The 16,298-nt window shown below is 67.2% G+C and carries 17 protein-coding genes; 6 read left to right on the top strand and 11 right to left on the bottom strand.

All coding sequences use genetic code 11. The annotated features are described in order from the left end of the window. The first annotated feature begins 150 nt into the window (after window positions 1–150). Window positions 151–1,323, top strand: a complete 1,173-nt coding sequence (locus BCM27_RS24525) for a low temperature requirement protein A (RefSeq protein WP_004021121.1) — start codon at window positions 151–153, stop codon at window positions 1,321–1,323. 82 nt (window positions 1,324–1,405) lie between these two features. Next, window positions 1,406–1,657 (top strand): DUF6480 family protein, encoded by a 252-nt coding sequence (locus BCM27_RS24520; RefSeq protein WP_033204173.1) that lies wholly within the window; start codon window positions 1,406–1,408, stop codon window positions 1,655–1,657. 18 nt (window positions 1,658–1,675) lie between these two features. Here the strand turns inward: BCM27_RS24520 and BCM27_RS24515 are convergent, their stop codons facing one another. After that, the gene (locus BCM27_RS24515; RefSeq protein ID WP_231895821.1) at window positions 1,676–2,134 is read right to left on the bottom strand and encodes a hypothetical protein; all 459 of its coding nucleotides are present in this window, start codon (window positions 2,132–2,134) and stop codon (window positions 1,676–1,678) included. A gap of 77 nt (window positions 2,135–2,211) precedes the next feature. Continuing rightward, complete coding sequence (locus tag BCM27_RS24510; RefSeq protein WP_004021124.1) at window positions 2,212–2,883, bottom strand: helix-turn-helix transcriptional regulator; 672 nt, start codon at window positions 2,881–2,883, stop codon at window positions 2,212–2,214. A gap of 267 nt (window positions 2,884–3,150) precedes the next feature. On the opposite strand from BCM27_RS24510, the gene BCM27_RS24505 reads away from it, so the two are divergent. Next, window positions 3,151–3,888: an MSMEG_1198 family transcriptional regulator gene (locus BCM27_RS24505; RefSeq protein WP_004021125.1), complete on the top strand. Its 738-nt coding sequence runs from the start codon at window positions 3,151–3,153 to the stop codon at window positions 3,886–3,888. On the opposite strand, the gene BCM27_RS24500 is transcribed toward BCM27_RS24505, so the two are convergent. The 5 genes from BCM27_RS24500 to BCM27_RS24480 are packed head-to-tail and all read right to left on the bottom strand — an operon-like array spanning window position 3,889 to window position 9,485. Further along, entirely contained in the window at window positions 3,889–4,743 is an 855-nt protein-coding gene (locus BCM27_RS24500; protein WP_004021126.1) for an HAD family hydrolase, read from the bottom strand. Next, complete coding sequence (locus BCM27_RS24495) at window positions 4,740–5,864, bottom strand: cysteine protease StiP family protein (RefSeq protein WP_033204171.1); 1,125 nt, start codon at window positions 5,862–5,864, stop codon at window positions 4,740–4,742. Before BCM27_RS24495 ends, BCM27_RS24500 begins: the two co-directional genes overlap by 4 nt. Continuing rightward, on the bottom strand, window positions 5,864–7,162 hold the full coding sequence (locus BCM27_RS24490) for a phosphoribosyltransferase family protein (RefSeq protein WP_004021128.1): 1,299 nt from the start codon (window positions 7,160–7,162) through the stop codon (window positions 5,864–5,866). Before BCM27_RS24490 ends, BCM27_RS24495 begins: the two co-directional genes overlap by 1 nt. After that, entirely contained in the window at window positions 7,159–8,376 is a 1,218-nt protein-coding gene (locus BCM27_RS24485) for an HpcH/HpaI aldolase/citrate lyase family protein (RefSeq protein ID WP_004021129.1), read from the bottom strand. Before BCM27_RS24485 ends, BCM27_RS24490 begins: the two co-directional genes overlap by 4 nt. Further along, a complete protein-coding gene (locus tag BCM27_RS24480; protein ID WP_004021130.1) occupies window positions 8,373–9,485 on the bottom strand; it encodes a coiled-coil domain-containing protein in 1,113 nt (370 codons plus the stop codon). The genes BCM27_RS24485 and BCM27_RS24480 overlap by 4 nt, the downstream gene beginning before the upstream one ends. A gap of 247 nt (window positions 9,486–9,732) precedes the next feature. Between BCM27_RS24480 and BCM27_RS24475 the strand changes: the two genes are divergently transcribed. From BCM27_RS24475 to BCM27_RS24465, 3 genes are read left to right on the top strand one after another with little or no spacing between them, the layout of a single operon-like run. Beyond that, complete coding sequence (locus tag BCM27_RS24475) at window positions 9,733–10,353, top strand: AIM24 family protein (RefSeq protein WP_033204169.1); 621 nt, start codon at window positions 9,733–9,735, stop codon at window positions 10,351–10,353. A gap of 16 nt (window positions 10,354–10,369) precedes the next feature. Next, window positions 10,370–11,089, top strand: a complete 720-nt coding sequence (locus BCM27_RS24470; RefSeq protein WP_004021132.1) for an AIM24 family protein — start codon at window positions 10,370–10,372, stop codon at window positions 11,087–11,089. Beyond that, window positions 11,086–11,850, top strand: coding sequence for an AIM24 family protein (locus BCM27_RS24465; protein WP_004021133.1), 765 nt, complete (start codon window positions 11,086–11,088; stop codon window positions 11,848–11,850). Before BCM27_RS24470 ends, BCM27_RS24465 begins: the two co-directional genes overlap by 4 nt. 337 nt (window positions 11,851–12,187) lie before the next feature. Here BCM27_RS24465 and BCM27_RS24460 read toward each other — a convergent pair whose 3' ends face one another. From BCM27_RS24460 to BCM27_RS24445, 4 genes are all read right to left on the bottom strand, one after another. Further along, window positions 12,188–13,345: a DUF475 domain-containing protein gene (locus tag BCM27_RS24460; protein WP_033204167.1), complete on the bottom strand. Its 1,158-nt coding sequence runs from the start codon at window positions 13,343–13,345 to the stop codon at window positions 12,188–12,190. 144 nt (window positions 13,346–13,489) lie between these two features. Continuing rightward, window positions 13,490–14,065, bottom strand: coding sequence for a TerD family protein (locus BCM27_RS24455; RefSeq protein WP_004020651.1), 576 nt, complete (start codon window positions 14,063–14,065; stop codon window positions 13,490–13,492). 222 nt (window positions 14,066–14,287) lie between these two features. Then, complete coding sequence (locus BCM27_RS24450; protein WP_004020652.1) at window positions 14,288–15,379, bottom strand: inositol-3-phosphate synthase; 1,092 nt, start codon at window positions 15,377–15,379, stop codon at window positions 14,288–14,290. Continuing rightward, entirely contained in the window at window positions 15,372–16,133 is a 762-nt protein-coding gene (locus tag BCM27_RS24445; RefSeq protein WP_004020653.1) for a PadR family transcriptional regulator, read from the bottom strand. The genes BCM27_RS24450 and BCM27_RS24445 overlap by 8 nt, the downstream gene beginning before the upstream one ends. Window positions 16,134–16,298 lie beyond the last annotated feature (165 nt).

Genomic DNA, 16,298 nt, shown 5'->3' with positions numbered 1-16,298 from the left:
CGAATCTCCCCGTCACCTGCGCTGATCGTCGAGGTCACGCGGCGTGCGCCGACGGCCGAGCCATCGCCCCACGGCGCCGCACCCGCGTCCGCTGAGGCTCCGGTGGCATGATCTCGTCCACACGCAGTGACCGATCGGGGGTTGGCAACGATGTCCACGCGATTTCACCTGAGCACCATGCGCCCGCGGGACCCGGCCGAACCGGGTCGGGCCGCGAGCACGCTCGAGCTGTTCTTCGATCTGGTCTTCGTGGTGGCGGTGAGTATCGCGGCGGTCCAGCTGCATCACGCACTGACCGAGGACCACATCGTCGACGGTGTGGTGTCGTACGCCTTCGTGTTCTTCGCCATCTGGTGGGCGTGGATGAACTTCACCTGGTTCGCGACGTCGTTCGGCACCGACGACTGGCTCTATCGGGTCCTGACCTTCGTGCAGATGGCGGGCGTGCTGGTGTTGGCCGCGGGGATCGAGCCCGCCTTCGTCGACCACGAGTTCGGGCTGGTGGTCGTCGGTTACGTGATCATGCGCGTCGCGATGGTCGCCCAGTGGCTGCGCGCTTCCGGCTCGGCCGGTGACCGTCGCCGGACGACCCAGATCTACGCTGCCGGGATCGCGCTCGTCCAGGTTCTCTGGCTGCTCTGGCTGCTCGTCCCGTCGGGTGCCGCGGCGACGGTCGGGTTCGTGGTGCTCGTCGGTGCCGAGCTCGCGGTGCCCGTGATCGCCGAACGGCAGGGGAACACACCGTGGCACCCGCACCACATCACCGAGAGGTACGGCCTGTTCACGCTCATCCTGCTCGGCGAGAGTCTGCTGGCCTCGTCGAATGCGATCATCGAGGCGCTGCACAGTGAGCAGGAACTCGCGCCCCTCATCTCGATCGCGATCCTCACGTTCATCGCGACCGCCGCGCTGTGGTGGATCTACTTCTGGCCCCCGCACCACCGGGCCATCGGCGGGATGCTCGTCGATTCACTCCGATACGGATACGTGCACTACTTCGTCTTCGCCGCGGCGGGTGCGTTCTCGGCCGGGATCGAAGTCGAGATCGACGTCTTGACGCACCACAGTGAGCTCACCGAGACCCAGGCGTCGTTCACCGTGACGATCCCGATCGCGGTCTTCATCATCGGGATCTGGTGGATCGCGCTGCGTGCCAATGCTGATCGACTGGTGAACACCGTGGTCCCGGTGGGTGCGCTGCTCGTACTGCTGGATCCCGTGATCCCGGTTCCGTTCGCACTGACCGCGGTCTTCCTCGTCGGGATCGTGACCGTCCTGGTCCTGCGGCCCCCACTGAGCGTCGACGACGGCGTGCACGGGTGATTCTGGTCGATCCCATGACCAGCCGGCGACGTCGCGGGGACCCCGACGAGTGAGTTTCCGCCGATCCGGGTACACCGGCCTCATGGCAGACAACGACCCCGCTCGGAAACCGTTCAATCCGCAGAACCCCGACCCGGCGAGTACGCCGGGCCTCGAGCCCGGAGGCGGTGTCGCGCCCGGTGACACCCCGCCCGCCGAATCCGCCGTCGGCGGCGAGGAGCACGAGCCGCCTCAGCGCAGGCGGGCCGGTGGTGTGATCGTCATCGCCATCGCCGCGGTCATCTTCCTGCTGGTCGCGCTCGGCCTGATCGGGCGTGCGGTCGGACTGTTCTAGGCGCGAACCCCGCGTCCCTCACCGCGCCGCGGAGGTCTCGACGCCGCGGCGCCACCACAAGGCCAGTCCCACCTCGACCATTCCGACCACGAACATCACCGGCTGTAGGAAGAAGAACACCTGAAGCAGTGCGAGCTGGAGGACGATCCACGCGATCAGCGATCCGCCGGCGAGCAGGCCGCCGAGGACGCCCAGACGAGCGGGTGCGGAGGGCACGGCGATCGCCGCGACCGCGACGAGGTGCGGGATCGCGATCACGGCGATCAGCGCGATCCCGGGACCGGTCCACGTGGTGAACGGCGTGTTGTGCAGCCACTCCCGCGACATCGCCCACTGGTCGCCGATCAGAGCCACCCCGCCGGCGACGGCCGCGAATGCGACAACGGCCTCGACGACCGCGAGCGCCCAGGCGGCAACCGTCCGTCGGTTGGCGAGCCGGTGATTGCCCTTGCCGGAGATGTCAGAGGTCGTGGTCACCTCCACAGTCTCTCGCAGATGGGGCGTCGTGTCGTGAGGCGAAAGACATCATGGATTCATGTCCGGGCGTGGAGAGCTCAGGGTCGCACCCACCCGTCGTTCATCAATTCGACGAGCAGTTGGGCCTTGTTCCCGATCGGCCGCCCGGCTTCCTCGTAACGTCGTGCAACTCGCCGATAGTGTTCGCGCACGGTGCTTTCCGCGATCTCGTGGACGCGCGACGTCTGACGCAGCGTGGCCCCGAGCGTATAGGTCTGCAGGATCTCCAGCTCTCGGTCGGTGAGTCGTACCCGGTTCGCGAACTCGGGCGGGGACTGCGGCGCCGGGGGTCCCGCGACCGTTGCCAACGCCCGCTGGAGCGCCTCCTCGGCGCTCGCGGCGCGGGGGGAGATCCGGATGTGCTCGAACCCCGCGACCCCGCTGCCGACGAAGATGACCCGGATCGAACGCAACGCCGGCACGCGGCGGACGAACCCGAGCATCGCGGCGGACCGGACCAGGATCGCTGCCGGGTTCCGCAGCGCGGCGAGCTGAGCGGGCTCGACGACGGTCGCCTCGTATCCGGCACTCTCGATGAGCGCGACCAGGGCGGCGTCGAAGATGTCGCCCTCGGCGACGACGGCCGTGACGCGCGGTGCCGGACCCGAGGTCACGGCGAGTTCGGGGCGAGGCGTCTGCGACCCCCGCCCGATGGGCATGCTGTCGGTTGACGGGGCCGATCGGCGGACGTCGTTCAGGGGTACGGACACAGGCCGGCTCTCCTCGTCGACTTCGTTTCGAACCGCGCGAGTCCGATGTGGACGTCGGCGGGTTCCTTCGGGTGATCGACCTGGCTCGCGATCGGACGCCGAGAATGTGCATTTTCCCGAACGCCGACTTCTCCAGCCTACGAAGTTGAGACGATTTGTCACCGCTATCTCGGACCGGATGTGGGCGCACCCGGGTAAATACATACGCACTCGGTGAAAATCATGCGTAATCGCGCACACCACCGTCGGTTCGAGCATGATCATGCTGTGCCGAACCATTTGCGGGTCCTGGTCGCTTCGCCGCTGGGGCACGTGATCGCCGTGCCGCTGGCCAAGTCGCTCGATCAGGCCACGGTCACCGTTGCCGCGGGTCGGGACGAGTTCGTCCACTGCGTCGCCGGCAACGTGCGATTCGATGTCGTGGTCGCGGATCTGGTCTGGAATCGGCCCGATGTGGAGTGGACCTTCGACGGGCTCGACGTCATCGACGTCCTCGACGAGCACGATCGGCACGCCCCGGTCGTCCTGGTGACCCAGGGCCTCGGCATGGAACAGGATCATCTCGACGAGGCGCGACTGCGGGACGAGGTGGTGGGCATCATCGCCAGGTCCGACGGATTCGCCACGCTGGTCGGCGTCGTGCGATCGGTGGCTCACGGTCAGGGGTTGCCGGACAAGACGCCCGACGGGCCACGCCCACCGCTCTACGAGTTGTTCACCGGGCGGCGCGGCCACACCGCAGGTCGACTCGCCGGGGCGATCGCCTCGGGCAGCGCGTCGGACAACTCGTCACTCGCCCGGGTGGCGACCGTGTCGCCGAACACCGCCAACAAGGTGACGAGTCACTACCTCGGACCGATCATCGTCGAGCGCGGTGAGCACGAGGCATCGTTGCCGATGACACAGGCCGCCGTCTACCGGTGGTGTGGCCTGCACGCCCGGTACCTGATCAGCTGGTGCCGACGCCACGGGCATTCCGATGTCCTCGGGCCAACGCCCGCGTGATCAGCGTGCGTGGACTCGGGCGTCCCGGCTCTCGTCCAGGCCGCTCCGCTCGCCGAACCACCGCAGGATCTCGACACCGGCGAGGGCCCCGGTCTCGGCCGTGATCGTGAGCCCCGGCGCCGACCACCCGAGCGACTCCAGTTCGCCGTGCCGGGGGCGGATGGCGTGATCGGCGGCGAGCAACAGATCGGTGTCGAGCCAGCCGTCGCCGGCCGCGCAGAGGATCGCCGAGTCGTTGAGCGTCCCGTCCTCGATGAGCCTGCGCCGGACCTCGGCGATCGCCGCCGACTTGGTCACCGGCTGCGGGGTCGAATAGATCTTCCGGCCCTGCTGGGATGCTGTCCAGCCCCGCGCGTCACACCACGCCTGCCATCGCTCGAGGAACTCCGGTGGCTGGGCAGACGGGTCGACGACGAGGTAGCAGAAGAGATCGTCGGCCGTACGCAACGCCGTGACCCAGGAGTCGTCGATGCGTGTGCGGAGCTCGTCCCGGACCTGCTCGAGGGTGGCGCCCGCACGGGTCACCTCTCGGTCGATGTGCGCACGCCACCGGGGATCGTCGTCGCCGTCGACGAGGATCCGACCACCGTTGCTGACCACGGCGTGGCGGAACGGTCTGCCCGGCAGGGCGATTCGCGCGTACTGCGCCGGGGTGCGGGTGGTCGTCGGTACGACGACGGCCTCGTGTGCCAGCCGGGTCATCAGCTCGACGGCGGTCTGGGTCATGTACGACAGCGGCGCATCACGGTAGATCTCGACGCACACCGTCTCCAGGGTCGCGAACTGCTCCTCGCCCATCGCAGAGCGGGAGTAGATCATGGTCCGGTCGAGATCCGTGGCGACCAGGGCGTTCACGAGTCCTCCTTGATGAGCCCGACACACGAGTATGCGAGATCCGGCGAGACTTCCACGGGCACACCCCGTTCGGCGGCGAGGAGCCGGATGTGACGGTGCTCGGGCAGGTCGTCGGCACGTACCAGGATCCGCCATGGCACGCGGCGCAACAGGACTCGCGTCGTCTCGCCGACACCGGGCTTGACCAGGTTGATCGACGACAAACCGTACTCGGCCTGGATTCGCTCGACGGACCGCCAGCCGGACCAGTCGGGCCGGCGCGACTCGGGCGTCATCGATGCGATCGTCGCCTGCACCCGGTCGGCCACCGCGTCGAACTCCGCACTGACGGTGTCGAGGAACACTCCCGAGACATCGAAGTCGGTGAGATGACGATAGAACTTGGCGCCGTGGAATTCGCCGGGACCGATGTGGTCGGCATTCAGGACGGTGCGCGAGACCAGGCCGGACACAGTGGAATTCAGGCAGGCGGACGCGATGAGGAAGTCGTCTCTGGTCCCGTACAGGGTCGTGCAGGAACCGGGATCGGCCAGGACCGCGAGTTCGTCGTGCAATCGCGGCCGGCCGGACCGCGCGTACTGGTCGACGGCGGCGGTGAGTTCGCGCTGGATGGCGCCCTTGCCGGTCCAGCCGTCGACGAAGACGACCGACTCGGCCGGGTGACGTGCCACGATGTGATCGAGTGCTACGGTGTCGATCCCGCGGCCGCGGACGATCGAGATCGTGTAGTGCCGGGGTTCGACGCCGTGGACGGCGAGCATCCATCGTCGGATCAGGATGCCGATCGGGGTCCCCGCTCGGGCGAGCGATACCAGCGTCGGAGCGGAGTGACGCTCGGCCAGGATGAGTTCGGCCACGACGCCGACCGCCTCGGCGAGGCGCTGAGCCGAGGATCGCAGGGTCGCGTGGAACAACTCCTGGTACTCGTGCCCCGGCTGATACTCGATCGGCAGGGATTCGGCGTAATGCGCCTGCCCGGATTGGATACGGCGTTCCCGTTCGCGCAGTTCACCTTCCAGCGCCACATCGGACAAGTCCTTCAGCAGCCAGGTGACCTCGTCGGCCCCGTACGAACCGAACTCCGGTCCGCACAGTGGCGGCGTGGCGGCGGCGATGTCCATCAGCGCACCGCCTCCCGCGCTTGGGTCAGCGAACGCTGGGGGGTCTCGGGCAGAACGGCCAGGACGACCGGATGTCCGGCGGCGGTGAGCACGTCCACGAGTCCGCCGGGTGCACGCAACTCGTCGGTGTCGGCCGGTGTGTCGATCACGAGTACGACCTGGGGGTCTGGGTGTTCGACGGAGGACACGTTGTAGACGAACCGAGGGGTGGCCGGGTCGGATTCTGGTGCGATGAACCGGAATCCGCGGCGGAGCGGGTACCCCGGGACGTCGTGCACGTGGGCCGGTGATCTCGTCGTGGTCTGATACGCGGTGGCGAAACCGCGACGCTCCAGCGCCTCGGCGATGCACAGCGGCGCGTACATGAGCTCCTCATGCCCGATCACGACGACCGGACGCCGCGGATCGAGGTGTGCCGCCACGGTGTCCGCGGAATCGGCCGCGGCTCGGTGGAAGTGCGTCGAGTCGGCGCGGAGGATTCCGTGCCGGCCTCCGTCGGGAACCGTCCGGGGCCAGTCGAGTGAGACCGCGACCAGGTCGCCGCGGCGGGGTGCCACCGGATTGAGATCGTCGGACTCGAGCTTCCACACGTCCTCGAGGAGGGTTGGCGGAAGCGAGACAGATCCGTGGGCGAGTGACACATAGGCGATCTCGGCACCCGATTCCGCTGCAAAGGACTCGCATTCGGACTTCTGGGCTGCGGTTCGCATGTCCACCAGGGACGCCACGACGAATCGTGTGCGGGGCCGGTCGGCGACGATGGCCTCGATGGCGCCGAGTGCGGTCTTTCCGGTCGAGACCTCGTCGTCGACCAGGACCAGCACCTCCTGCGGCGTCGTCGCGTCGAGGAACGTGGGATCGCTGGGCTGCAGCAGGTGCGTCGTCGCATGCGAGTGCCCTTCCTCGAAGGTGCCCGACACCGTCACGCCGCGTCGTCGGCGCCGCGTCGAATGCAGATAGCGTGACGCGGAGATTCGCTCGGCCACACAGTGTCCGAGACCCGTCGCGGTCTCGGCGAAACCGAAGACGACCGCATCGCGCGCCGCATCCGCCCCGATCTCGGCGATGATCGCCGCGCCGAGGTCATCGGCGGCGCGGCGGACGATCGCCGGCGATGTCGGGATGTGTTTGCCCAGGACGGTCGAGACCAGCAGATGCGCACGGCGTCGATTGTGGCGCAACCCGAGTGAGACGAGATCGTGCACGGTGTGTACGCGGGGAGCGTCGTCGGCGGCGACGATCTCGACACCGAAACGCGCGGTCACCCAGTCGACACCGACGGCGCCGGGGTCGCTCATGAGGCCGCCGATCCGGGCGAGGCGAGCGCGGTGAGCAGGTCGACGAAGGAGACTCCCTGCCGGGTCACCCCGAAGGCGGCAGCGCGGTCGACGATACGCAGCGCCCAGTTGCGGTGCGGCTTCAGCTCGTTCATCTTGTTGCGGTACGACGAGGCCCGTACCCCGCCGGACTCCCCGGCCAGGATGTCGAGTGCATCGTGATACTCCTCATGGGTCACCGCCGACAGTGCGTGCACCGCCGCGACGTGCGCCGGATGGATGACCGTCTTGCCGTGCAGCCCGTTGGCGCGGTCCAGGGTGATCTCACGCAGGAGGCCGTCCATGTCGCGGCTGACCAGTTGCTGCCGGAAGTAGACGGCGTCGTTCTCGCGAAAGGGCGTGTGCCGCAACAGAGGCTGGAACATGCGTTCGTGATCCGCGAAGTACTCCCAGACCGGGCCGGTCACGACGAAGCCGCTTTCGTCGCTGCGGCCGAGATGATTGACGATGCCGGCGATCACGTCGGCAGCCACCCGGACGTCGTAGATGGTCAGGTCCCGATCCCGGCGGATGCCGAAGTAGCCACAGATGTCGGTGGCCCCGATGCGAACCGCCAGCACGTGGTCCCGGTGTTCGCCGAGCAGCGACGCCAGGGCGGTCAGTTCGTCGTCGCGGGTCTCGCGGTGCACGACCGACGCCGACTCGAGGACCGGCATCACCCAGAGGTGCCTGCCGAGGATCTCGCTCGCCCGGGTCACCGCATCGAGGGCCGCGGCCGCGGTGTCCGAGGCGAACTTCGGGATGACGAACCCGGTGAGCACCGACGGGGTGCTCAGGGCCTCGGCGATGGGCACGATCCGATCGGCCGACCGCGGCCGGACGAACAGCAGCATCGGCCGGCCCGGGTTCTCGGCGATGCTGCGCAATGCGGCCACGGCATGGTCGATCGCCTCGGCCTCCTCGTCGTCGGCGACCGCGTCCTCGAGGTCGATGACCATCGAGATGACCCCCTCGGCGCGTCGTCGGCGGATGACGTCGGCGAGATCGGGGCGGGTCGCCGGGACATACAGGGTGGCACCGAGGGCGACCGCGAGACGCTGGGCGGGCCAGGTCGGCTCGATCGGCTCGGGCTGCCGGTAGAACAGGTGCTCGGCGACCGACGGCTCCAGGTGGTCGAAGTGCCGGATCGTCCCGGGCTCGAGACCGGTGGCGTCGTGTCGTGCAGTGGTGGTCATCCTGCGGCCACCTGTCCTCTCATCCGCGAAACGATCTCGGTGATCCGGTCGTCCACCGCACGCAGCTGGGTCAGATAGCTCCAGTAGTCGGGGTGGATGCGGTCGAGCTCCCCCTCGGCGCGCTCGATCCGGTCGGCCTGAGCATCGAGGACCGAACCCCATTCGTCAACCAGAGTGTGGTTCACGGCGAAGAGCTGGGCGTCACGCAGACGGAAGCGCACCCGCTGCTCGGCGCCCTTGGGGTCGGCCCGGACCTCCCGCAGCAGGCGCAGCCGGTCGAGCACCGCGTCGACGGCCTTCTCGGCCACCGCCAGGTCGTCGCGGGCCGCATCGGCGCGACCGATGGCCTGGTCGGGGGCGTCGGCGACCATCGAGCGTGCGGCCGCCAGCTCGGCGTCGGCATGCACGAGTCGCTCGTCGACGACCGTGCCGTTGCGCTGGAGATCGAGCGAACAGTCGGCACTGAACTCCCGACGCAGGGCCGACAGCGTGTCGGGGACCTGCGCGCTGCGGGTCGACACCGCGCTGCGGCGGGTTTCCACCGAACGGATGACCTGCTGTGCCCGCTCGGCGAACGCGGGCGCTTCGGCCAGCAGTTGTTCGAGGCGCCGCGCCGCGCCGAGTAAGGCCGCCGCGGCGGACTGCCGTTCGCGCAGGCACGTGCCCTGGTCGAAACCCGCGAGCGCCCGCGCGAGTTCATCGGTGGCTTCCGACACCGACTGCAGCCGCGCCACCGCCGGGGTCGCGCCCTCCAGGGCGGTCATCGCCCGGTTGGCCGCCACCCGGGCTTCGTGGTCCTGGACGTCGGCGGCGCGCATAGTGGCCCGCGCCCGTTCGAGGGTGCCGGCGTTGGTCTGGGCGAAGTCGCGCATCGACGCGGTGATCGCCCGCAACGCCTGCGTCGAGCGCTCGAGATCCTGCGGGGCGACACGTGTGCCGGTGGGCGGCGACACCAGGCTGAGATAGTCCGACGTCGCCTGGGCGTGCTGCTCACGGAGTTCCGACCACACAGTGCGAAGCCGCGATCGCGGGTCCAGGGTGGCGGTCACACCGACGGCCGGATCGATCTCGGCCAGGACGGATTCGGACTCCAGGAACGCCGCTGTCATTTGTTCCGATGATGCAGGTGGTGCGGAATTCGTGCGTGAATCGTTCCCGAACCATCGACGTACGAAGTTTCCGGGCACCACACGATGCTATCGGCTATTTTCATCTCCGTATGAGGCCGGATTCCCCGGCGCACGGCGGGCTGGGATGCCGGTCGCCTGCGGGTGCCGTGGTGCGGGGATGGCGTCGGGAGACGAACGAGGGACGGTCGATCGGCGACCTCCCCGCGGCGCGAGAGAGGCACGTCGAATGCAGTTGGTACAACGGTCCAAACGCGTGGTGGAAGCCAGGCTGAACAATTCTGCGGTGCGCGCGATCAGCGGGTCGATGGTCGCCTACGAGGGACAGGTCACCTTCAAATCGGCGGGCTTCGGCGGCGGTGACGGTGTGCTCGCGGGCCTCAAGCAGCGTGCCACCGGGGAGGCATTGTCGCTCATGGAGGCGTCGGGCAACGGCATCGTCTACTTCGCGCACAACGCTGCGGAGACGACGGTCATCGAGCTGAACAACGAGACGCTGCAGGTGGAGTCCGAGCAGCTGATGGTGCTCAACGGCAACCTGCAGACCAACGTCACGTTCGCCGGTCTGCGCGGCGCGTCGTCGGGTCAGGGCCTGTTCACCACGACGGTGAGTGGCCACGGACAGATCGCGCTGCTGTCCAACGGCGGCCCGCTCATCCATCTCGAGGTGTCACCGCAGTATCCCCTCGTGGTCGATCCGGACGCGTTCGTCTGCGCCCGTGGGCAGCTGAGTCAGTCCTTCGTCACCGACGTGTCCTGGCGGTCGGCGCTGGGACAGGGTGGCGGGGAAGCGTTCTCGCTGCGCTGGGATGGCAGCGGCGTCGTGTCGATCCAGCCGGCCGAGCGGTGAGGGTGAGGTAGCGAGAATGTTCACCAAGGTCAACAGCAAGGTCGTCTCCGTCGACATCGGTCGGACCGGTCCGGTCATCGCTCGACGTGGGGCGATGCTCTTCTACAAGGGCGATGTGCACTTCCAGCCCCACCAGATCGCGGGTGCCGGCGGCATGGGCGGCGGGATGCCGGGACTGGGCGGGATGGGCGGCATGGCCGGTCGGATGCTCGCCGGCGAGCACGAGTCCACGATGATCGCCCAGGGGCACGGTGAGGTGCACTACGGCTTCCTCGGGATCGAGGTCCACGTCGTGGATCTCGGCGCAGTCGGCGGGATGATGCGCGTCGAAGCATCACGCCTGCTCGCCTACGGGGCCAACCTGCAGGCGTCGGTCGTCTCGGTCGCGTCACAGGGCGGCGGCGGCGGTGGCGGTGGCGGCGGGCTGTTCGGGGCGCTGCGGAACGCGGCGGCCGGCGCAGTGACCGGCCAGGGCATGTTCACGACGCAGCTGTCGGGTCCCGGCTCGGCGGTCCTCCTCGGGCACGGCGGGGTCTTCGAGCTCGAGGTGTCGCCGCAGAAGCCGCCGGTGAGCGTCGATCCTCAGGCCTTCGTCGGATCGGCGGGGCAGGTCAACACCACCCTGCGATCGTCGATGAGCTGGCGGAATGTCGGCCGAACCGGCGGTGAGGCAATGCAATTGGAGTGCTCCGGACAGGGCATCGTGTACGTGCAGGCATCGGAGGAGAAGCTGTGAGCCAACTCAACACAGTGTGGAGTCCGATGAATCTGCCATCGGACGACAATGTTCCGGACAACAACTACTCGTTCTGCATCGACCTCAACCAGCCCTGGTTCATGTCCAAGGGCGCGATGATCGCCTACTACGGTCAGATGCAGTTCACCGCGCTCACGCAGGGGCTGCAGGGCAACATGCTGCAGATGGTGGCCCAGCAGTTCTCCGCCCCGCTGTACCTCGGTGACTATGTCGTCGCCGAGGGCCACGGCAAGCTGATCATCGGTGATCGCGGTTACGACATCAACGCCTACGACCTCGAAGACGGCAACCTCACCATCCGAGCAGCCAATCTGCTTGCGTTCCAGCCGAACCTGTCGCTGAACCAGTCCATCGTGCCGGGTTTTCTGACGCTCATCGGTACCGGCAAGTTCCTCGCGTCGTCGAACGGTCCGGTCATGTTCGTCGAACCGCCAGTGCGCGTCGACCCGGAAGCCCTTGTCGGGTGGTCGGATTGCCCGTCTCCGAGTCACCACTACGACGAGGCGTGGGTCAACGGGTTCATCGCCGCCGCGGGCCGGCGGATGGGGTTGAACTCAGGCGAGGAGCGTCAGTTCGATTTCACCGGCGCCGGAACCGTTCTGGTCCAGTCCAGCGAGAAGGTGCGCGACGACTCGTCCATCGTGCGTACCATCCAGGGCCACCTACCCGGAATGTCGGTCCCTGGTCTGCAGCAGATCAACCAGCAGATCAGCCAGCAACTCGGTCAGCAACAGGGCTGAGTCCGGTCCGTCGAAAAAGACTGCGCCGCAGCGTGTCTACTCGGGGGACACACCCTCTGCTCCCTGAGGTGTGAGGAGCGATAGCGACGAGCCTCGAAGGGTTTGGCGACTCAGGTCACCGAGCCCTTCGAGGCTCGCTTCGCTCGCACCTCAGGGAGCAGGGGAGGCGTTTCGCTCGCGCACCTCAGGGAGCAGGGGAGGCGTTTCGCTCGCGCACCTCAGGGAGCAGGGGAGGCGTTTCGCTCGCGCACCTCAGGGAGCAGGGGAGGCGTTTCGCTCGCGCACCTCAGAGAGCAGGGGGAGCGCTCGCTCGCACCTCAGCTCAGCGAGCGAAGGGTCAGACCTCGACCTTCTCCACTTCGCCCCTCGCCGCGAGGCGGTTGCGGCGGATGATGCTGGAGATCAGCGCGGCGATGATCAGCGCGACGCCGATCAGGCCGGTGATGATCTCCGGCACGTGTGTCCCGATCGAGTACAGCAGGATGAACGCCAGCGCGCCGATCGCCCAGTGCGCACCGTGCTCGAGGTACACGTACTCCGACAGCGTGCCCTTGCGCACCAGGTAGACGGTGAGCGAACGGACGAACATCGCACCGATGAGGCCGAGGCCGAGGGCGATGATGATCGGGTCCGCGGTGATGGCGAACGCGCCGATGACGCCGTCGAACGAGAACGACGCGTCGAGCACCTCGAGGTAGAGGAACAGGAAGAAGCCCGCCTTGCCGGTGGCCTTGGCCAGGTCCGACGGTCCCGACTTGCCGTTGGACCTCTCGCCCGCCGCCTTCTCGGCGGCATCGGTGCCGGGCTCGGCCGCCTCGTCGTCGTCGTCCTCGGTTTCGACGTTGAAGTACTCGCCGAGGCCGTTGACCAGGATGTAGGTGAGCATGCCGAGCGCACCGGCGATCATGACCGTCGACCGCTCGTCGGCCGGCGCGATGTAGGTGGCCGTGAGAATCAGCAGGATGAGCGCGATGACGACCTCGAGCATCTCCAGCTTGCCGATCTTCTCGAGCGGACGCTCGATCCAGGTCAGCCAGGTCAGTTCCTTCTGCTCGAAGACGAAGCCCAGGAACAGCATCAGCAGGAACATGCCGCCGAACGCCGCGATCTGCGGGTGGGCGTCGGTGATGATCGTCTCGTAGCTGGGATCGCCGTTGGCGAAGTACGCCGCGTCGTTGGGCGGCGGGTTCAGTGCGAGGTCGAGTGCATCGACGGGATTGAGGCCCGAGGCGAGCCACACGATGACCAGCGGGAACACCAGGCGCATGCCGAAGACGGCGATCAGGATGCCGATGGTGAGGAAGATCTTCTGCCAGAACTCGCTCATCCGACGGAGGATCGTGGCGTTGATGACCGCGTTGTCGAAGGAGAGCGAGATCTCGAAGACGCCGAGGATGGCGGTCAGGATCAGCGCTTCGACACCGCCATAGAGGAACGCGATGATCAGCGACACGATCGTCACGACGACCGAGAGGCCGAAAATTCTTACTACCACCGGATTGTGGCCTTTCTAAGGGTGTGTGTGGTCCAGCCGACCGCATCGTCGGAGAGGAGTGTGACATGCGGATGCCGCACCCGCCAGTAGGGCGAGTGCGGCATCCACGGGCATGTCAGGCGGACAGCCGGAGTCCGAGAGGACTCAGACGTTCACACCGAAATCGCGGGCGATGCCCGCGAGACCCGAGGCGTAGCCCTGGCCGACCGCGCGGAACTTCCACTCCGACCCATGACGGTACAGCTCACCGAAGACCATCGCGGTCTCGGTGGAGGCGTCCTCGCTGAGGTCGTAGCGGGCGATCTCGGCACCGCCGGCCTGGTTCACGACGCGGATGAACGCGTTGCGCACCTGACCGAAGGACTGCGAGCGTGCGTCGGCGTCGTAGATCGAGACGGGGAAGACGATGGAGTCGATGTTCGGCGGCACGCCGGCGAGGTCGACCTTGATGACCTCGTCGTCGCCTTCGCCCTCACCGGTCAGGTTGTCGCCGGTGTGCTCGATCGAGCCGTCGGGCGAACGCAGGTTGTTGAAGAAGACGAAGTGCTGATCGGAGACGACCTTCTTGTCGGTACCGAGCGCGATGGCGCTGGCGTCCAGGTCGAAGTCGGTTCCGGTGGTGGTCCGGATGTCCCAGCCGAGGCCGACGGAGACCGCAGTCAGGCCCGGAGCCTCCTTGCTGAGGGAAACGTTGCCGCCCTTGCTCAGGCTCACGCCCATGGTTTGCGCCTTTCTGTTGGTACGGGGTCTCGTGATGTCCGATGTGCCCGATACCGGGCCACTCGGAGCAATCGACAACACTCTATGTGAAGGGTTTGACGCGGTCACTGATTTGGTTGGATGACCTGCGGTTTCCGTCGAGTGGGGTGGCGGGACGGCGACAACAGAAGCGGCGCTCCCTGATCAGATCAGGAAGCGCCGCCGGGTTGCGTTCTACAAGGCTCAGGCCTCGATGATGAACTCCTCGAGCTGGGCGCGCGCGACGTCGTCGGCGAGCTGCTTCGGCGGGGACTTCATCAGGTAGGCCGAGGCCGGGATGACCGGTCCGCCGATGCCGCGATCCTTGGCGATCTTGGCGGCGCGCACGGCGTCGATGATGATGCCGGCCGAGTTGGGGGAGTCCCAGACCTCGAGCTTGTACTCGAGGTTCAGCGGCACGTCGCCGAAGGCGCGGCCTTCGAGGCGGACGTAGGCCCACTTGCGGTCGTCGAGCCACGCGACGTGGTCCGACGGGCCGATGTGGACGTTCTTGTCCTCGACCTTGCCGGCGAGCGAGCCGGTCAGGTTGGAGGTGACGGCCTGGGTCTTCGAGACCTTCTTGGACTCCAGACGCTCGCGCTCGAGCATGTTCTTGAAGTCCATGTTGCCGCCGACGTTGAGCTGGTAGGTGCGGTCGAGGGTGACGCCGCGATCCTCGAACAGCTTCGCCATCACGCGGTGGGTGATGGTGGCACCGACCTGGCTCTTGATGTCGTCGCCGACGATCGGGACGCCGGCGTCGGCGAACTTCTGGGCCCACTCGGGGTCCGAGGCGATGAACACGGGGAGTGCGTTGACGAAGGCGACGCCGGCGTCGATGCAGCACTGGGCGTAGAACTTGTCGGCCTGCTCCGAGCCGACCGGGAGGTAGCTGACGAGGACGTCGACCTCGTTGTCCTTCAGGGCCTGGACGATGTCGACACCCGAACCGTCGGCCTCGGTGATGGTCTCGAGGTAGTACTTGCCGAGACCGTCGAGGGTGTGTCCGCGCTGGACGGTGACACCGGTCGGCGGGACGTCGGCGATCTTGATGGTGTTGTTCTCGCTCGCGAAGATCGCGTCGGACAGGTCGAAGCCGACCTTCTTGGCGTCCACGTCGAACGCGGCGACGAACTCGACGTCGCGGACGTGGTACGGGCCGAACTTCACGTGCATCAGGCCGGGAACGCTGGAGTTCTCGTCGGCGTCCTTGTAGTACTGCACGCCCTGCACCAGGGATGAAGCGCAGTTTCCTACGCCCACAATGGCAACGCGCACCTTATTGGGCTCACCCATGGTCGGGTTCTCCTTCTTCTCGCGGCATCGCAGTCGTTCGCTGCGCAACCGGTGTTTTCCGTTGCTCGGGTTCGTCGAGCTGTGCGTCCCGGCTCTGCATCGAGTCCGGGTCTTGATATTCGTCATCGGCTCGTCCGGTGGAGGCCGTGGGCTTCCCCGAATCGAACTGTGACCGTTCGCTGTCGGCGAGGTCGTCGTCGAACTGTGTGTCGAACGGGTCGGGCGCCCCGTCCTGCTGGGAGCTCTCGGCCGCGATCAGCTCGTTGAGCCAGCGGACTTCGCGTTCGCTGGACTCGAGGCTGAGCTGATGCAGCTGACGGGTGTACCGGTCGACGGTCCGGTTGGACCGTCCGACGATCTCCCGCAACCCCTCCCGACGCTCCTCCACCTGCCGACGGCGGCCCTCGAGGATGCGCATACGCGCAACCGCGGGGGTGCGGCTGAAGAACGCCAGGTGCACACCGAAACCGTCGTCGGTGTAGTTCTGGGGTCCGGTGTCGGCGACCAGCTCGGCAAACCGTTCCCGGCCTGCGTCGGTGAGCTGGTAGACACGCCGGCCACGCCGCACCTTGACGCCCAGGGGCGTCTCGGGTTCATCGATGAGGCCGTCGGCCTGCATGCGACGCAGCGTCGGGTAGAGCGATCCATACGAGAACGCACGGAAGGCGCCGAGCAGCCCGGTGAGTCGCTTGCGCAACTCGTAGCCGTGCATGGGGGATTCGAGAAGCAATCCGAGAATGGCCAGCTCGAGCACTTCGCCACCCCCTTCACGTCCTGCCGATGATCTGTCACTTCTTCCTCGGACTTGATGTACCGACGCGCTCTGACGCGCCGACACCTCATTCCGATGTATTTGCCAATGTATCGCACCGATATAACTGGTGTCCACGAGCGGTCGGTCAGGAGAAGGACAGATGGC

It is taken from the genome of Gordonia terrae, from assembly GCF_001698225.1.
GTDB lineage: Bacteria > Actinomycetota > Actinomycetes > Mycobacteriales > Mycobacteriaceae > Gordonia > Gordonia terrae.
Note: the sequence above shows the minus strand (reverse complement) of the source record. Positions and strands in the feature narration are given on the sequence as shown.